Source organism: Agrobacterium vitis (assembly GCF_013337045.2).
Lineage (GTDB): Bacteria > Pseudomonadota > Alphaproteobacteria > Rhizobiales > Rhizobiaceae > Allorhizobium > Allorhizobium vitis_B.
In genome coordinates this window covers 408,667-422,155 of record NZ_CP118259.1, presented here as the reverse complement: position 1 = coordinate 422,155, position 13,489 = coordinate 408,667, and the positions used below count along the sequence as shown (strand labels likewise).

The 13,489-nt window shown below is 58.3% G+C and carries 13 protein-coding genes; 6 read left to right on the top strand and 7 right to left on the bottom strand.

All coding sequences use genetic code 11. The features are described 5' to 3' along the window. Positions 1-149 precede the first annotated feature (149 nt). The 5 genes from G6L01_RS01930 to G6L01_RS01910 form a co-directional block, all read right to left on the bottom strand. A complete protein-coding gene (locus G6L01_RS01930) occupies positions 150-1,337 on the bottom strand; it encodes an HWE histidine kinase domain-containing protein (RefSeq protein WP_234891936.1) in 1,188 nt (395 codons plus the stop codon). 401 nt (positions 1,338-1,738) lie between these two features. Then, positions 1,739-1,927 (bottom strand): hypothetical protein, encoded by a 189-nt coding sequence (locus tag G6L01_RS01925; protein ID WP_070167590.1) that lies wholly within the window; start codon positions 1,925-1,927, stop codon positions 1,739-1,741. 126 nt (positions 1,928-2,053) lie between these two features. Next, positions 2,054-2,920, bottom strand: coding sequence for a S49 family peptidase (locus tag G6L01_RS01920; RefSeq protein ID WP_070167589.1), 867 nt, complete (start codon positions 2,918-2,920; stop codon positions 2,054-2,056). A 119-nt stretch (positions 2,921-3,039) separates the two neighbouring features. Continuing rightward, positions 3,040-3,843, bottom strand: a complete 804-nt coding sequence (locus G6L01_RS01915; protein WP_070167588.1) for a tRNA1(Val) (adenine(37)-N6)-methyltransferase — start codon at positions 3,841-3,843, stop codon at positions 3,040-3,042. A gap of 16 nt (positions 3,844-3,859) precedes the next feature. After that, positions 3,860-4,090 carry a putative signal transducing protein gene (locus G6L01_RS01910; protein WP_041696271.1) on the bottom strand — a complete coding sequence of 77 codons (231 nt, stop codon included), beginning with the start codon at positions 4,088-4,090 and terminating at the stop codon, positions 3,860-3,862. Between the two features lie 326 nt (positions 4,091-4,416). Here G6L01_RS01910 and G6L01_RS01905 point away from each other — a divergent pair, with 326 nt between their 5' ends. The 4 genes from G6L01_RS01905 (at position 4,417) to moaB (ending at position 9,370) form a co-directional block, all read left to right on the top strand. Beyond that, entirely contained in the window at positions 4,417-5,433 is a 1,017-nt protein-coding gene (locus G6L01_RS01905) for a polyprenyl synthetase family protein (RefSeq protein WP_070167587.1), read from the top strand. A 425-nt stretch (positions 5,434-5,858) separates the two neighbouring features. After that, positions 5,859-7,718 (top strand): tetratricopeptide repeat protein, encoded by a 1,860-nt coding sequence (locus G6L01_RS01900; RefSeq protein ID WP_070167586.1) that lies wholly within the window; start codon positions 5,859-5,861, stop codon positions 7,716-7,718. Positions 7,719-7,838: 120 nt separating this feature from the next. After that, positions 7,839-8,711: a 4-(cytidine 5'-diphospho)-2-C-methyl-D-erythritol kinase gene (locus tag G6L01_RS01895; protein ID WP_070167866.1), complete on the top strand. Its 873-nt coding sequence runs from the start codon at positions 7,839-7,841 to the stop codon at positions 8,709-8,711. 110 nt (positions 8,712-8,821) lie between these two features. Next, a complete protein-coding gene (moaB, locus tag G6L01_RS01890) occupies positions 8,822-9,370 on the top strand; it encodes a molybdenum cofactor biosynthesis protein B (protein ID WP_070167585.1) in 549 nt (182 codons plus the stop codon). Positions 9,371-9,447: 77 nt separating this feature from the next. Here moaB and G6L01_RS01885 read toward each other — a convergent pair whose 3' ends face one another. Further along, a complete protein-coding gene (locus G6L01_RS01885; protein WP_070167584.1) occupies positions 9,448-9,969 on the bottom strand; it encodes a glycosyltransferase family 2 protein in 522 nt (173 codons plus the stop codon). Positions 9,970-10,239: 270 nt separating this feature from the next. On the opposite strand from G6L01_RS01885, the gene G6L01_RS01880 reads away from it, so the two are divergent. Together G6L01_RS01880 and G6L01_RS01875 are read left to right on the top strand one after the other, a co-directional pair. Then, positions 10,240-11,397, top strand: a complete 1,158-nt coding sequence (locus G6L01_RS01880; protein ID WP_070167583.1) for a PA0069 family radical SAM protein — start codon at positions 10,240-10,242, stop codon at positions 11,395-11,397. 693 nt (positions 11,398-12,090) lie between these two features. Beyond that, positions 12,091-12,783, top strand: a complete 693-nt coding sequence (locus G6L01_RS01875) for a ribonuclease HII (RefSeq protein ID WP_070167865.1) — start codon at positions 12,091-12,093, stop codon at positions 12,781-12,783. A gap of 218 nt (positions 12,784-13,001) precedes the next feature. Here G6L01_RS01875 and G6L01_RS01870 read toward each other — a convergent pair whose 3' ends face one another. Beyond that, positions 13,002-13,487, bottom strand: a complete 486-nt coding sequence (locus G6L01_RS01870) for a F0F1 ATP synthase subunit B (RefSeq protein ID WP_070167582.1) — start codon at positions 13,485-13,487, stop codon at positions 13,002-13,004. Positions 13,488-13,489: the final 2 nt, after the last annotated feature.

Here is a 13,489-nt window from a genome sequence, read left to right as displayed (position 1 = left end):
TTCGCTGTAGCGCTTTATATCTGCTGCATAATTTTCTCTTTAAACCGATTCCGGTTTAAAGAATTATGCAGTAGCGGGAGGGATGCCGTCTTCTGGCTTGCCAGCCATCTCCCCCTCAAGGAGGGAGATGGCTCGGCCACACCGGTTGCTCAATGGCCCGCGACCTGATCCAATTGCCCGCGCAGCAGAAACACCACGCCATCGGGGGCAAAATCAATCTTCGCCTCGCCGCGAAACAGATCGGCCACGACGCGCTCGGTCAGCTTGGACCCGAAGCCGCGACGCTGCGGTTCAGACACGGTTGGCCCGCCGCGCTCGCTCCAGCGCAGAAAGAACCGGCCATCCTGCTGATTGCCCCATTCCACCTGCACCTGGCCGCCCGTTACCGACAGCGATCCATATTTCGTGGCATTGGTGGCAAGCTCATGCAGGGCAAGCGACAGGCCGAGCGCCTGGCGCGACGAGGCCTGCATGGATAAAGGTCCCGTGATCAGGAAGCGTTCAGAACTGTCGCGATGCGGTTCGATGGCATTTTCGACCACTTCGGCAATATCCGCCGAGGCCACGCTCTTGCCGGTCAACAGGTCCTGTGCCTTGGACAAGGCCTGGATACGGGCCGAAACCAGACTTGCCGCCTGCGGCAGCGATTGTGCGCCGCGCATGGTCTGGCCGACAATGGATTGCACCATGGCCAGCATGTTTTTCACCCGATGCGCGAGTTCGCCGTTCAGCAGGCGCAATTCCTGCTCAAATGCTTCTTTTTGGCGAAGATGCTGGCGGGTTTCCTCATGGTTCGTTTCCAGCGCCCGGCGATCAAGGACGGCCTGCGTCGTCTCCGTGACGATGTTCAGCAGCCCATGCACCGCGCCATCGTCGCCGTAAAGCGGGCTATAGGAAAAGGTCCAGTAGGTCTGTTCCGCAAACCCATTGCGGGTCATCACCAGGGGTAAATTCTCTTCCCATGTCGCCTTGCCGGCCAGGGCGCTGCGCACATAGGGAAGGACCCCTTCCCAGACATCCGCCCAGATCTCGGTAAAGGGCCGCCCCAGCGCCTTGTCCTTGCGCAGGCCCAGTATCGGCTCATAGGCATCGTTATAGAATTGCAGCAGGTCCGGCCCCCACCAGAAGCACATTGGCTGGCGAGAGGCCAACACCATTCGCATGGTGATTTTCAGCGATAGCGGCCAGCTCTTGATCGGACCGAGCGATGTCGCCGCCCAGTCGAAATGGCGGATCATCTCACCAATCTTGCCGCCTCCGGCCAGGAAATCATCTGTGCTGATCGATGCAAGAGAACAAGGCCAAGCCTGTTTCGCCTCCGGAAAAGACAATGCCAAGATCCCCCAGGTTCATAGTATTACATCATAGGATCACAGTGCCGAGCGCTCTTCGGGCGCATTCCGGTTCACTGTAAGAGTTTACAGGCTTTGTATAATCCCTGTCCTGACCCATAGGGGATCAGGCAGACGTACCGCCAACGCAGTGAAACAGGTTTCACCAGCAGGTTGTTCCCGATTATAAAATCATAATTCCAGCATGATGCAAGCCAAGTTGCATAACCACACTGCCGTAGCACGTTATTCTTGTTTGCTACGCAATTCTTGGGCGCAAATGTCCCTGCTCCAAGGTCGGCTATAAGGGGCGATATGCGCAGACTGCCATCGCGTGGCAAAGCAAGAAGATGTTAACGCACTCTTCTTAGCATCACCGCAAAAGCCATTTTCAATGGCTCTGCCTATCAGTCGTCCTGCTTCACCCGGTATTCACCCGTCTTCGGGTCCTTGACCAGGGTGGTAATCGCATCGCTGTCGCGCCCGCTGCGGCGATGGGCATTCACAGTCTTACGCTGCGCTACCGATGCGCTCCAGCGCCGGTAATACCAGACGGCAAGACCGATCAATATGATGAAAAAGAGAATGCGCGTCATGCTGCCTGCTCGCCAACGGATCACACTGCCCGCTGGAAAACCGAGAGGACATCACTTTTCTTTATCAGGTCGCCCGCACCTCCGAAAGCCCCGCTCTCGCCAAAACCCAGATGACATCAAGCATATCTAAAGCCCGTAGCGCGCCCACAGCGCCCGGTCTTCCAGCGTCTCGACAAGACCGGCGGCGGCGGCGCTGCCGATATCGCCCGAAGCAGATAGTGCCGTATCAACGCCCGGCAGACGCTTGCCGAACAGGCCGCGCGCCCCGGAAATCAATTCCAGCCGGGCTGTCTTGCCATAGCGCGCCTTGATGTCTTCGCGCATGCTGCCCAGTCCATCGACCAGACCAAGCTCGAAACCCTTGCGTCCGGTCCAGAAAAGGCCGGAAAACAGCTCCGGATTATCGTTAAGTCGGATGCCGCGCCGCGTCTTGACCATATCGATGAAAACGTCATGAATATCCAGCTGAAGGGTTTTCAGATAGTCGATATCGCTCTGCTTTTCCGGCTGGAACGGATCGAGCATCACCTTGTTTTCGCCAGCCGTGTAGACGCGCCGCTCGACGCCGATCTTCTTCAGCAGGTCGGGAAAGCCGAAACCGCCGGAGACCACACCGATCGAGCCGACAATCGAGGTCGGGTCGGCAATGATTTCATCACCGGCAAGGGCAATCATATAGCCGCCGGAGGCTGCCACATCTTCCACGAACACCAGCACGGTCTTGCTGTGTTCATCGGCCAGCGTGCGAATGCGCTGGTAGATCATCCGCGATTGCACCGGAGAGCCACCCGGCGAATTGATCGACAGCACCACAGCCGGGCTATCCTTTAACTTGAACGCTTTTTCCAGCAGCGGGGCGACAGCGGCAAGGTTCAGCGCCGGGCGAAACCGGCTGCCGCCGCTCATGATCGCGCCATGCAGCCGCACGACCGGAATGACGATTTCCTGCTTGCGAAACCGCTTCGGCACCCACCGCTTCCATAGACCCGCCATGCGTCACATCCTTTGCTGTATCAAACCGAACAGTCATGTAAGTCCTGAAGGCGTAAACGCAATGGCAAGGGCACTATGACGGCGGTGATTTTTGCCGGATGACCCGCCACGGCGACCTGTCACATCGCCTTGATGTCCAGCCTCGGATAGGCCCCTCGGCCATTGTTGAGCGCATCGACCTGCGGCAGGAAAGCATGACCTTCAGGCCCATGCATGATCAGCGGGCTGCGGAAGGTGAGCCGGGCGCGCGAGCCTTTAATCGCCGTCAGCAGCAGTCGGATAGCACTCTCGCCCTCCCTTGGATGGATGAGGGTGATCTCGATGCCGCCAAAGCGTTTGCCGCAGGCGGCGATGATCTCGGCGACCGATTGCGGCCGGGCAATCAGCGACAATTGCCCGCCGGGCCTCATGATCGCACCAGCGGTGCGCAGCCAGCGTTCAAACAGATCCCCGTCCATGGCATGGGCCTCGGCCTTCAGGCTGTCAGGCGTCATACGGTCGCGCCCGTCATTGAAGGGTGGGTTCATGATCACATGATCGAAAGTGTCATCCGGTAATCCCGCCGCCCGGCGCGCCCGACCCGTCAGCGTTACATCCGCCTCGACCAGGTTTACCCGGTCGGACAGATGGGCATTCTCGGCCAGACCGAGGGTCTTGTGCGCATAGGACAACATGTCAGGGGAGCGCTCGACCAGCGTCACCGTGGCCCTCGGCAGACGCGAGGCGACAGCCAGACCCGCGCCGCCTGCGCCTGCGCCGAGATCCGCGACCGCGCCTCCATCCACCACCAGCGCCGCCAGGAGCATGGCATCCATGCCAGCGCGATGACCGCGCCCTTTTGGTTGCACGAGGAAAAAGCCGCCGCGATGGAAGGCATCGACGGTTTCGTTGATGATATCAGAGACGGTCCCTTCAAAAGCCATGGCCTTTATCTCTTGATTATGCCGCACCGTCGCGCAATTCAGCGCCAAGACCGGCATCGATCAGGATGCGCCGCGCTTCCTCAGCCCGGCCCGGCTCAACCAGGAAACGGCGCGGCAAAAGCCCAAGCGATCCTTCCAGAATGCTCATCGACTGGTCGGCGATCAGGCTCTCGATACCGGCATCCTTCATCAGGCTCTGGGCAAAGGACAGTAAAACGGCGTCATTGGTGCGAATGAGTTCATGCATGCGATGATGAGTCCTATCAAATCTGCGGGATAGCAAAATTCCGCTCTTGCCGGGCCGCCAACGGCTTTTTATGTTTGTTTCAGCATTATGTCTCGAATTTTCGCGCAAACACCGCTTGATGACGCGACAGTCAGGCAAAAAAACCGTAAGTTGGGTCGAAGCGATGATAATTGCCCGATCCGGTTGGGCCAAATCCGGTTGGGCTAGTCCCGGTTGGGATTGAGATGACATTGAGCCTTGGATATAAGGGACCAACGCGGTCTTGTGGTGTGATAATCCACGATGTATCGCAGTCCTGATACAGGAATAAACAGGAGTCCGGACAGTTGGGCGCAGTGATACCGCTTGGTGACAAGAAAAACAAACAGGCCTCGGTGCAACCTCTGGTGGACCTTACCCGTAACGGCATGGAGCGGGTCAATCAACTGATCCTGTCCAAGGCAGGCTCCGACGTCCAGATGATTCCGGAAGTCGCCAATCACCTGATTTCCTCCGGTGGCAAGCGCCTGCGCCCAATGCTGACGCTGGCCTCTGCCGCGATGTTCGGCTATGAGGGCGAAGGCCATATCAAGCTCGCCACCAGCGTCGAATTCATGCACACCGCCACCCTGCTGCATGACGATGTGGTCGATGAGAGCGACCTGAGGCGCGGCAAATCCACCGCGCGGATGATCTGGGGCAACCAGGCCAGCGTGTTGGTCGGCGATTTCCTGCTTGGCCAGGCCTTCCGGATGATGGTCGAGGTCGGCTCTCTGGAAGCGCTGGATGTCTTGTCAACGGCAGCCTCGGTGATTGCCGAGGGCGAAGTGCTCCAGCTTTCTGTCGCCAAGAACATGGAAACCACCGAAGACGATTATCAGGCGGTCATTCGCGCCAAGACTGCGGCGCTGTTTGCCGCCGCCGCCGAAGTCGGGCCTATCGTCGCCGGAACGGACAAGGGTGCGCGCAATGCGCTGAAATCCTACGGCATGAATTTGGGCCTGGCCTTCCAGCTGGTCGATGACGCCCTGGATTACGGCGGCAAGGTCGCCGATCTCGGCAAGAATACCGGTGACGATTTCCGCGAAGGCAAGATCACCCTGCCGGTCATTCTCGCCTACCGGCGCGGCAACGAGACCGAGCGGGGCTTCTGGCGCGAAGCGCTGGAAGGCGGCAGGCATGACGATGCCAATCTGGAAAAGGCCATGGGGCTGATTACCAAATATAACGGTCTTTCCGATACGGTGGCGCGGGCCATTCACTATGGCGATGTCGCCCGCGATGCCCTGGCACCGGTGCCTGATGGCGTCTGGAAAGATGCCCTGATGGACGTGATCGATTTCTGCATCGAACGGGTCAGTTAGACCATTTCCAGCCAAACCAGGTCTCGGCCTGGCGTCTGGCATGCTTGAAAGAGAGAAACAAAGCCTTTCGGTGCAATACCGAAACCCTCGAATATTCACCCTGGAAGCGCTGGGGCCAGTTTCGCTTGCAAACTTCTCGCCCTTTTGAAATCTGGGACTTGTAAACTCTGACGCTTGTCAACTCCGGGAGGTTTTTATGTCACTTACGCAAAAAAGCCATTCTGTTGCCATCACATTGACTGGTCACGTGGGGGCAAGGCTCTTACATATCATGTTCCGGTCTGATCGAACTGGCTGGCAGCGACCCTCGCGGCCCTCTGATTCGCTGGCCTGATTTTGGATTTTCCGATCCGGCCAAAATGGCCGGTGACCCTGGTTGCCCGATCCGGTCGAATGACCGGTGATCTTGGTTGAAAGGCTTCTTCATGCGGCAGATCTTTGCCAAACGCTTCCTCTCGGGCACAGCGCTCTTGCTTCTGGTGTCCTTTAGCGGGGGCGTCCTCCCGTCCTTCCTGGCTCCGCCGGTGGCGATGGCGGCAGAAACGGCAAAACAGCCGGTCGATGGCTTCGATCTCGATGAGGTCGATACCCTGTCCGGCGCCTATCTTGCGGCCCGCACAGCCAATACCGACCGCGATTTTACCACCGCCGTAGCGCTCTACGAGAAGGCGCTGCGTTTCGAACCGCAGGACCTGGAAATCCGCGAAAGCCTCATGCTGTCGCTGCTGATGGCTGGCCGCTTCGAGGAAGGTGCGAAATACGCCACCGAATTGCGCAAGGACCAGGCCGTTGAGCGCATTACCGCCATTGTCCGCGGTCTGGATGCCATCAAAGGCAAAAAGTACCGCGCAGCGGAAAAAATCCTTGCCTATAAGGGACCGAACGATCTCGACCGGCTGACCAATGCGCTTCTGACCGCCTGGGCAAAAATGGGCGCCGGGCGTGGCAAGGAAGCCCTTGCCGATCTCGACAAGATGAAAGGCCCGGCCTGGTACGGAATTTTCAAGAATTACAATGCGGGCGTGATGGCTGCCGCCATTGGCGACGAGACCAAGGCCCGCAGCTATTTGAGCGGCGTTATCACCGACCGCGAGGGCGGCGCGACCGCACCCGACACGTTCCTGCGCGCCGTCATGGCCCTTGCGACGCTGGAAGCCAAGACCGGCAACAAGCAGAAGGCACTCGATGCGCTGGCGGCTGGCGATGAAGTGTTGAACAATTATCCGCCCTTCAAGGCCATGCGCGAGCGGATCGAAAAGGGCGAGGTTCCCAAGCCGCAGGTGGCCACCGCCGACGAAGGGGCAGCCTCAGTGCTGTTTTCAATCGGCGGCGCTCTGAACCGCCAGGGAACCCAGGACACGGTTGCGCTCTATCTGCAATTGTCGCGGGCGCTTGATCCCGACAGCGCCGATACGCTGATCATGCTGGGTGGCATTGCCGAGGGCAACAAGCAGACCGATCTCGCCATTTCCTTATACAAGCAGGTGCCCGCCGAATCGCCGATGCGGCGGATTTCCGAAATGCAGCTGGGTCTGGCGCTGGGCGAAACCGGCAAAGTCGAGGAATCCAAGGCCCATCTGAAATCGCTGATCGCCTCGGATCCTCAGGATATCCGCTCCTATCTGGCCTATGGCAGCGTGCTGTCGGATGCCAAGGACTACACCGAGATGGCCGCCAATTACGACAAGGCTGCGGAGATTATCGGTTCGGCCCCCGGAAAGAACCAGTGGCCGGTATTTTTCCAGCGCGGCATTGCCTATGAGCGCCTGAAGAAATGGGACCAGGCCGAGCCGAACTTCCGCAAGGCGTTGGAGCTCAACCCCCAGCAGCCACAGGTTCTCAACTATCTCGGCTATTCCTGGGTGGATATGAACCGCAATCTCCAGGAGGGCCTGGAGATGATCAAGAAAGCCGTCGAGCTGAAGCCTGATGATGGCTATATCGTCGATTCGCTCGGCTGGGCCTATTATCGGCTTGGCCGATATGACGAAGCGGTCGAGGAATTGGAGCGCGCCGTGCAGTTGAAGGCCGGTGACGCAACCATCAACGACCATCTGGGCGATGCCTATTGGCGGGTTGGCCGCAAGCTGGAAGCCACCTTCCAGTGGCGTCAGGTCCTGGCCTTCAAGCCGGAACCGGAACTGATCGCCACGGTGCAGGAAAAGCTGGAAAAGGGACTGCCTGACCTGCCCGCCGGGCCGGGTGCAGCCGAAGTCACACCGCCGGTCGCCCCGGCGCCCGCACCCACGCCGCAAACGCCGGATCAACCTGAAAAGAAATCCTAGTGGTCCTGAAGATTCCGACATTTGCTCTCGAGGGTGCTGCAAACGCATGCAAATGTCGGAATCGGACCACTAGGCATCGTCGATGCCTTGGTTTTCAAACAGGGCGAGGCAGGAACCCGAATGACCGTATTTCGTGAAATTGCAGCGGCAAAGATCAATCTTGCCCTGCATGTCACGGGCAGGCGGGATGATGGCTACCACCTTCTCGATACGCTCGTGACATTTGCCGAACATGGCGACGTGATCACAGTTGAAACGGACCGACAGGATGAATTCACCCTGTCGGGGCGCTTTGCAGGCCAGCTTCAATCGGAAGATCCGGCTGGAAACCTGGTTATCCGGACGCGGGATCTGTTGCGGATAGCCACTCTGGCCAAGGGCCTGCCCGCCCCGCCCGTTGCCATCTCCTTACAAAAAAATCTGCCGATTGCATCAGGCATTGGCGGGGGTTCAGCCGATGCCGCAGCCACGCTGAGGGCTTTACAGCACCTATGGAACAGCCATCTTGAGCCAGCGGCCCTGGAGGATCTGGCCCTAAAGCTGGGAGCGGATGTACCGATGTGCCTTGCAAGCACATCATTGCGTGCCACAGGCATTGGCGAGGAATTGACACGCCTGCCGACCTTGCCGCGCTTCGGCATCCTGCTCGCCAATCCGTTGCAGGCGGTGTCGACACCGGCAATCTTCAAGGCGATGACCCGGCGCGACAATCCACCGATTGGACCGCTGCCACCTGTAGCAGAGCAAGCCCCATGGACAGAAACGCTCCGCCGATTGCGCAATGATCTGCAACCCGCAGCCGAAATCCTGTGTCCGCACATCGCCGAGCTTTGCCGGATGATCGAAGCAACCGGCGCGCTTGTCACCCGGATGTCCGGCTCCGGCGCCACCTGTTTCGGCCTTTATCCCACCTATGAAGCCGCACTCGCCGCTGAAAAACGGCTTCTCACGGACAGGCCTGATTGGTATTTTCAGGCAAGCCAGACTCTATAAACTATCGCGTGGTTCGGGATTCATCGGACATGCTATAGACTAGTGTTTTCGCATGTCTTTCCCAGAACGGCTCCACACGTTCGGGAAACATGCCGTATTGGAGACATGACATGCCTGGATTAGACGAGACACGCGCCTTTATTCCGCTCGGCATTGCCGTTCTGACTGTTTCCGACAGCCGTATATTGGCCGATGACCGCTCTGGCGATGTGTTGGCCGAACGGATCGAATCAGCTGGCCACCGGCTCATCGACCGCGCCATTGTCACCGACGATGCCGATCGGATTGCCAATCAGGTGCGCGCCTGGAGCCAATCGCAGGATGTCGATGTGATCATCACCACCGGTGGCACCGGCTTTACCGGTCGGGATGTGACGCCGGAAGCGGTGGAGCCGCTGTTCGACAAGCGGATGGACGGATTTTCCGCCGTGTTTCACCGGATTTCCTACGATAAGATTGGCACCTCGACCATCCAGTCTCGCGCCACCGCCGGGCTTGCCAATGGCACCTTCATTTTCGTCCTGCCCGGCTCTCCCGGTGCCTGCAAGGATGGTTGGGATGGCATTCTCGCGCAACAGCTGGACTATCGCTATCGGCCCTGCAATTTCGTGGAAATCATGCCACGGCTGGCCGAGCATCTGAAACGGGACAAGGCGTAAAACGACACGTTGGCTGGGCTAATATGGCAATAGGCCCAGCAAAACTATCTAAGCCGCAGTGACATAAGCAGGCAAGGTTAAGCCCGTGCCTGACGGACCGCCCAGGCTGGCACCATTTCACTCGACAGCGCCCTGCCCCTCAGGCCAACGACCAGATCGGCTAGCTTCATGCCTGTCTTGACCAGCGATTGAGCCTGGCTCTTTCGCAGCAAAAACCCATGTTCCAACGGTGGCCCGCGGCGGGTGAAGCGTCGAAAAAACGGACGCTTATGGTGTCGTGAGGGTGAAAATCTGGCTGGCGCGCTGTTCAGTGCCACATATTCCGCCACTTCCTCGATCCATCCAGAGGATGGTCGGGCGCCTGGCTCGACCAGCAGCAACCACTCGCCCCTCGCCGCCGAGACCACGTCTCGCAAATCCCAGATCATGTGAAATCGGCAGCCCGCTGCATCCGCCAACCGCGACGTCCCATCGCTGGACCCGTGATCCAGAACAACCACATCACAAATAATACCCTCCACCGCCCCGGCGACAAGGGTGGTCAAGGTTTGCGCCAATTCGCTTTCCTGATCGCGGCATTCGATAATAACAGTCAACATGCGTTACTCATACCGCAATGCATCATGCTTTACCACGGGTGAACCGTGCTTGACTGGAATTTGATCGAAGACGGATCAGCAAGTGAATAAATCAGGACATGCTGTTTTTTACTTCTCATCGCGACTATTGAATATATTTTTTGGTGTATTTTAGATTTTACGCAATCCATGATTACGTTTTCAAGATCGGTATTTTGTTCTTGAATTGTTCTCATTTTAGCGTTAGATCTCAGCTCATGAAAGGGCCGGTTGGCCCGTCAGGAGTTCCAAATGACCGTACTGTCTGATGTCAGGCAGGCTGCCTTTCAGCCTGCCAATACGGCGGATATTGCCGACGCGCTGCTGGTCGCCTCAGGGCTTCGGGTGGATGGCGCGCGCAGGCGCGGACGCGGCGCCGGGCTCAATCCCTCCGGGCGTTTCGAGACGCTGGAGCGGCAGCTGGAAGACGATGGCTGGGCAAGCCTCGAGGACATGCCGCCGTTCCGCACCGAAGTCCAGGTGGAGCGGCCAAAGACGGTGATTACCCGCAATGATTCGCCGGACATTCCCTTCGATCGTTCGGTCAATCCGTATCGCGGCTGTGAACATGGTTGCATCTATTGTTTTGCCCGGCCCAGCCACAGTTATATGGGCCTGTCTCCAGGGCTTGATTTCGAAGCCCGGCTGTTTGCCAAGCCGGATGCGCCGAAACTGTTGGAACGGGAGCTGTCCAAGCCAGGCTATAAGCCGCGCACTATCGCCATCGGCACCAATACCGATCCTTACCAGCCCATCGAGCGGGAATGGCGGATCATGCGGCAATTGCTTGAGGTCTTGAAAGAGGCCAGTCATCCGGTCGCCATCGTTACCAAGTCGGCAATGGTGCTACGCGACATCGACATTTTGGCCGATATGGCCGAGAAGGGCCTGGCCAAGGTCGGTATTTCAGTCACCACGCTGGACCGCAAACTGGCCCGGACCATGGAGCCTCGCGCCTCGACCCCAAGCCGTCGGCTGGAGGCAATCAAGGCGCTGAGCGAGGCTGGCATCTCGACAAGCGTATTGGTGTCGCCGATCATTCCGGCTCTCAACGATCATGAAATCGAACGCATCTTGGATGCTGCCAAGGCCGCTGGCGCCTCGGAGGCGAGCTATGTGCTGTTGCGCCTGCCACTGGAGGTCAGCCCGCTGTTTCGTGACTGGTTGCTGCAACATTATCCTGATCGTTATCGCCATGTCATGTCGCTGGTGCGCTCGATGCGCGACGGTAAGGATTACGATGCGGAATTCGGCAAGCGGATGAAAGGCACTGGCCCCTATGCCTGGCAGATCAGCCGCCGTTTCGAGATCGCCACCAAGCGCCTCGGAATGGGCCGTCGGAGCATGCAATTGCGCGACGATCTGTTCATCCCGCCTATGGGCAATGGTGTGCAGCTATCGCTGCTGTAGCAAACCATTGTTAGGCTTGGCAGCGCGGGCGCAAGAGATTGATCGCTCAGGCACATCCGCCCCGGGTTTGCGGCTATCCATCCAACCCGGCGGCACGCACATAAATTTGAACCTTCTCTTTCCGAGGCCACATCGCCTTCCGCAAGGGCGGCCCTCGGAAATGCCGGAAGCGGTTTCCTTGACCGCTTGTCCGGCGCGGCGTCGCGTCTTGGGTAGAGGGATCGACCCCTTTCAATCCTTCTGCATCGAGGCGACGCCGAAGCCTTTTATCAACGGCATGACAGCGCCGCGCGTTTTATAAAACGCGATAGTACACGACGCAAACGTCTCTTGGCTTTGCCGCCACCTTATCCGCCTGCCGCCAGCTCCTCCCCGATGGGGAGAAGAGACCTGCGGCACCCTCTTGTGCATTATACGCGCGGCAAAAGCCGATAAACTCCTTTGCCCGCAGCCTCCGGATGAGGCTCGGTGTTGTCGTGTTGACCTCTTCTCCCTCGCGGGGAGAAGTCCCCGGCAGGGGGATGAGGGGGGGCGAAGCCAATGAATCAAGGCGCGCCGTGTACTCTAATAATAGGCTAAAGGACGTTGTAACACTCTAAATTTGCAGCATAATTCTCACCTTAAATCGAATCCAGTTTAAAGAAGTATGCAATGGGCTTGCAAGCCAACCCGGTGATGTGCGACGTCTGCCACATGCCAAAACGTTCTCCATCCAACATGCCCGATCTTTTCACGCTGCCACTGACCGGACCGGATTTTTCCCTAGAGGAGAGTTTCCGAGCCAAGGGTTGCTGGCCGGTGGCCGGCACGGATGAGGCAGGACGAGGCCCGCTGGCTGGGCCGGTGGTGGCCGCAGCGGTCATTCTTGACCCCAAGGCCATTCCTGACGGTCTCAACGATTCGAAAAAACTTACGGCGACCAGACGCGAGGCGCTTTTTATTCAGATCCTGGCAACGGCAACGGTCTCCATCGCCTCTTCAGGCTCGGACCATATTGACCGCAGGGATATCCGCAAAGCCAGTCTCGACGCCATGCGCCGCGCCGCAGCCGGGCTTTCGCTGGCCCCCGCCCATCTGCTTTGCGATGGCCGGGACGTTCCTCCAGGATTGATCTGCGGAGGCACCGCCGTCATCAAAGGCGATGCAAGATCGCTCTCCATTGCCGCCGCATCGATTGTCGCCAAGGTCATACGAGACCGGATGATGACGCGCGCCGCCCTGGTCTTCCCCCAATACGGATTTGATGCCCATGCGGGCTACGGCACCAAGGTCCACCAGAAAGCCATCGCCGATCATGGCCCCTGCCCCCTTCACCGGATGAGTTTCAGTCCTCTGCGCATATCGGATGAACGGACGCGAAATGAGAGTGTGTCAGGTTCAGAGTGAACCACACGGACTGTGATCTCTCTTATTTCCATTTGTCTCTTTGGAAAACTCGGTTTCCACTTTCTCTACCGCATAATTCCTTCAACTGAGATCAGTTGATGTAGGAAACTACGCCGCTGAGACAAAATCTTACGGTGCCATGCGTGGAACTTTACCAAAACCCGAACATAAAAAAGCCGGGCTGAACCCGGCTTTCAATTCATCACTGATGAGCAATCTCAGTTCAAACGGTTTTTCACTTCGCTTACAGACGAATTAAACAAGCCTGACTGCAACTGCGCATCGACTTTCTGCTTCAGCAGGGTCTCGGCAGCCGAGATTGCAAGATCGACAGCCGCTGAGCGAACCGCATTGATGGCGTCGGTTTCGGCCTGCTTGATCTTCTGTTCCGACAGCGCATTGCGGCGCTGAACGAATTCCTCGGTCTTCTGACGGGCTTCTTCCGTCAGGGCAGCAGCTTCGCGCTCGGCGGCGGCAACGATGGCCTGAGCTTCCGCTTCAGCCTGTTTGCGCTTGGCACGATATTCAGCCAGCAATTGCTGGGCTTCTTCCCGCAGGCGCTTGGCTTCCGCCAGTTCGTCGCGGATATTGTCTGCCCGCGCATCCAGCGACTTCGCCATCATGCCCGGTACTTTGAGATAGGCAATCAGTGCCAGAAACAGCACCAGGCCGACAAAGGCGAAGAAAGTTGCATCATATTGCATCG

Coding starts and splice junctions, on each gene's coding strand:
- G6L01_RS01880 (WP_070167583.1), top strand. CDS start 10,240: ATGACCGTACTGTCTGATGTCAGGCAGGCTGCCTTTCAGCCTGCCAAT.
- G6L01_RS01875 (WP_070167865.1), top strand. CDS start 12,091: ATGCCAAAACGTTCTCCATCCAACATGCCCGATCTTTTCACGCTGCCA.
- G6L01_RS01895 (WP_070167866.1), top strand. CDS start 7,839: ATGACCGTATTTCGTGAAATTGCAGCGGCAAAGATCAATCTTGCCCTG.
- G6L01_RS01920 (WP_070167589.1), bottom strand. CDS start 2,920: ATGGCGGGTCTATGGAAGCGGTGGGTGCCGAAGCGGTTTCGCAAGCAG.
- G6L01_RS01885 (WP_070167584.1), bottom strand. CDS start 9,969: ATGTTGACTGTTATTATCGAATGCCGCGATCAGGAAAGCGAATTGGCG.
- G6L01_RS01870 (WP_070167582.1), bottom strand. CDS start 13,487: ATGCAATATGATGCAACTTTCTTCGCCTTTGTCGGCCTGGTGCTGTTT.
- G6L01_RS01925 (WP_070167590.1), bottom strand. CDS start 1,927: ATGACGCGCATTCTCTTTTTCATCATATTGATCGGTCTTGCCGTCTGG.
- G6L01_RS01910 (WP_041696271.1), bottom strand. CDS start 4,090: ATGCATGAACTCATTCGCACCAATGACGCCGTTTTACTGTCCTTTGCC.
- G6L01_RS01900 (WP_070167586.1), top strand. CDS start 5,859: ATGCGGCAGATCTTTGCCAAACGCTTCCTCTCGGGCACAGCGCTCTTG.
- G6L01_RS01915 (WP_070167588.1), bottom strand. CDS start 3,843: ATGGCTTTTGAAGGGACCGTCTCTGATATCATCAACGAAACCGTCGAT.
- moaB (WP_070167585.1), top strand. CDS start 8,822: ATGCCTGGATTAGACGAGACACGCGCCTTTATTCCGCTCGGCATTGCC.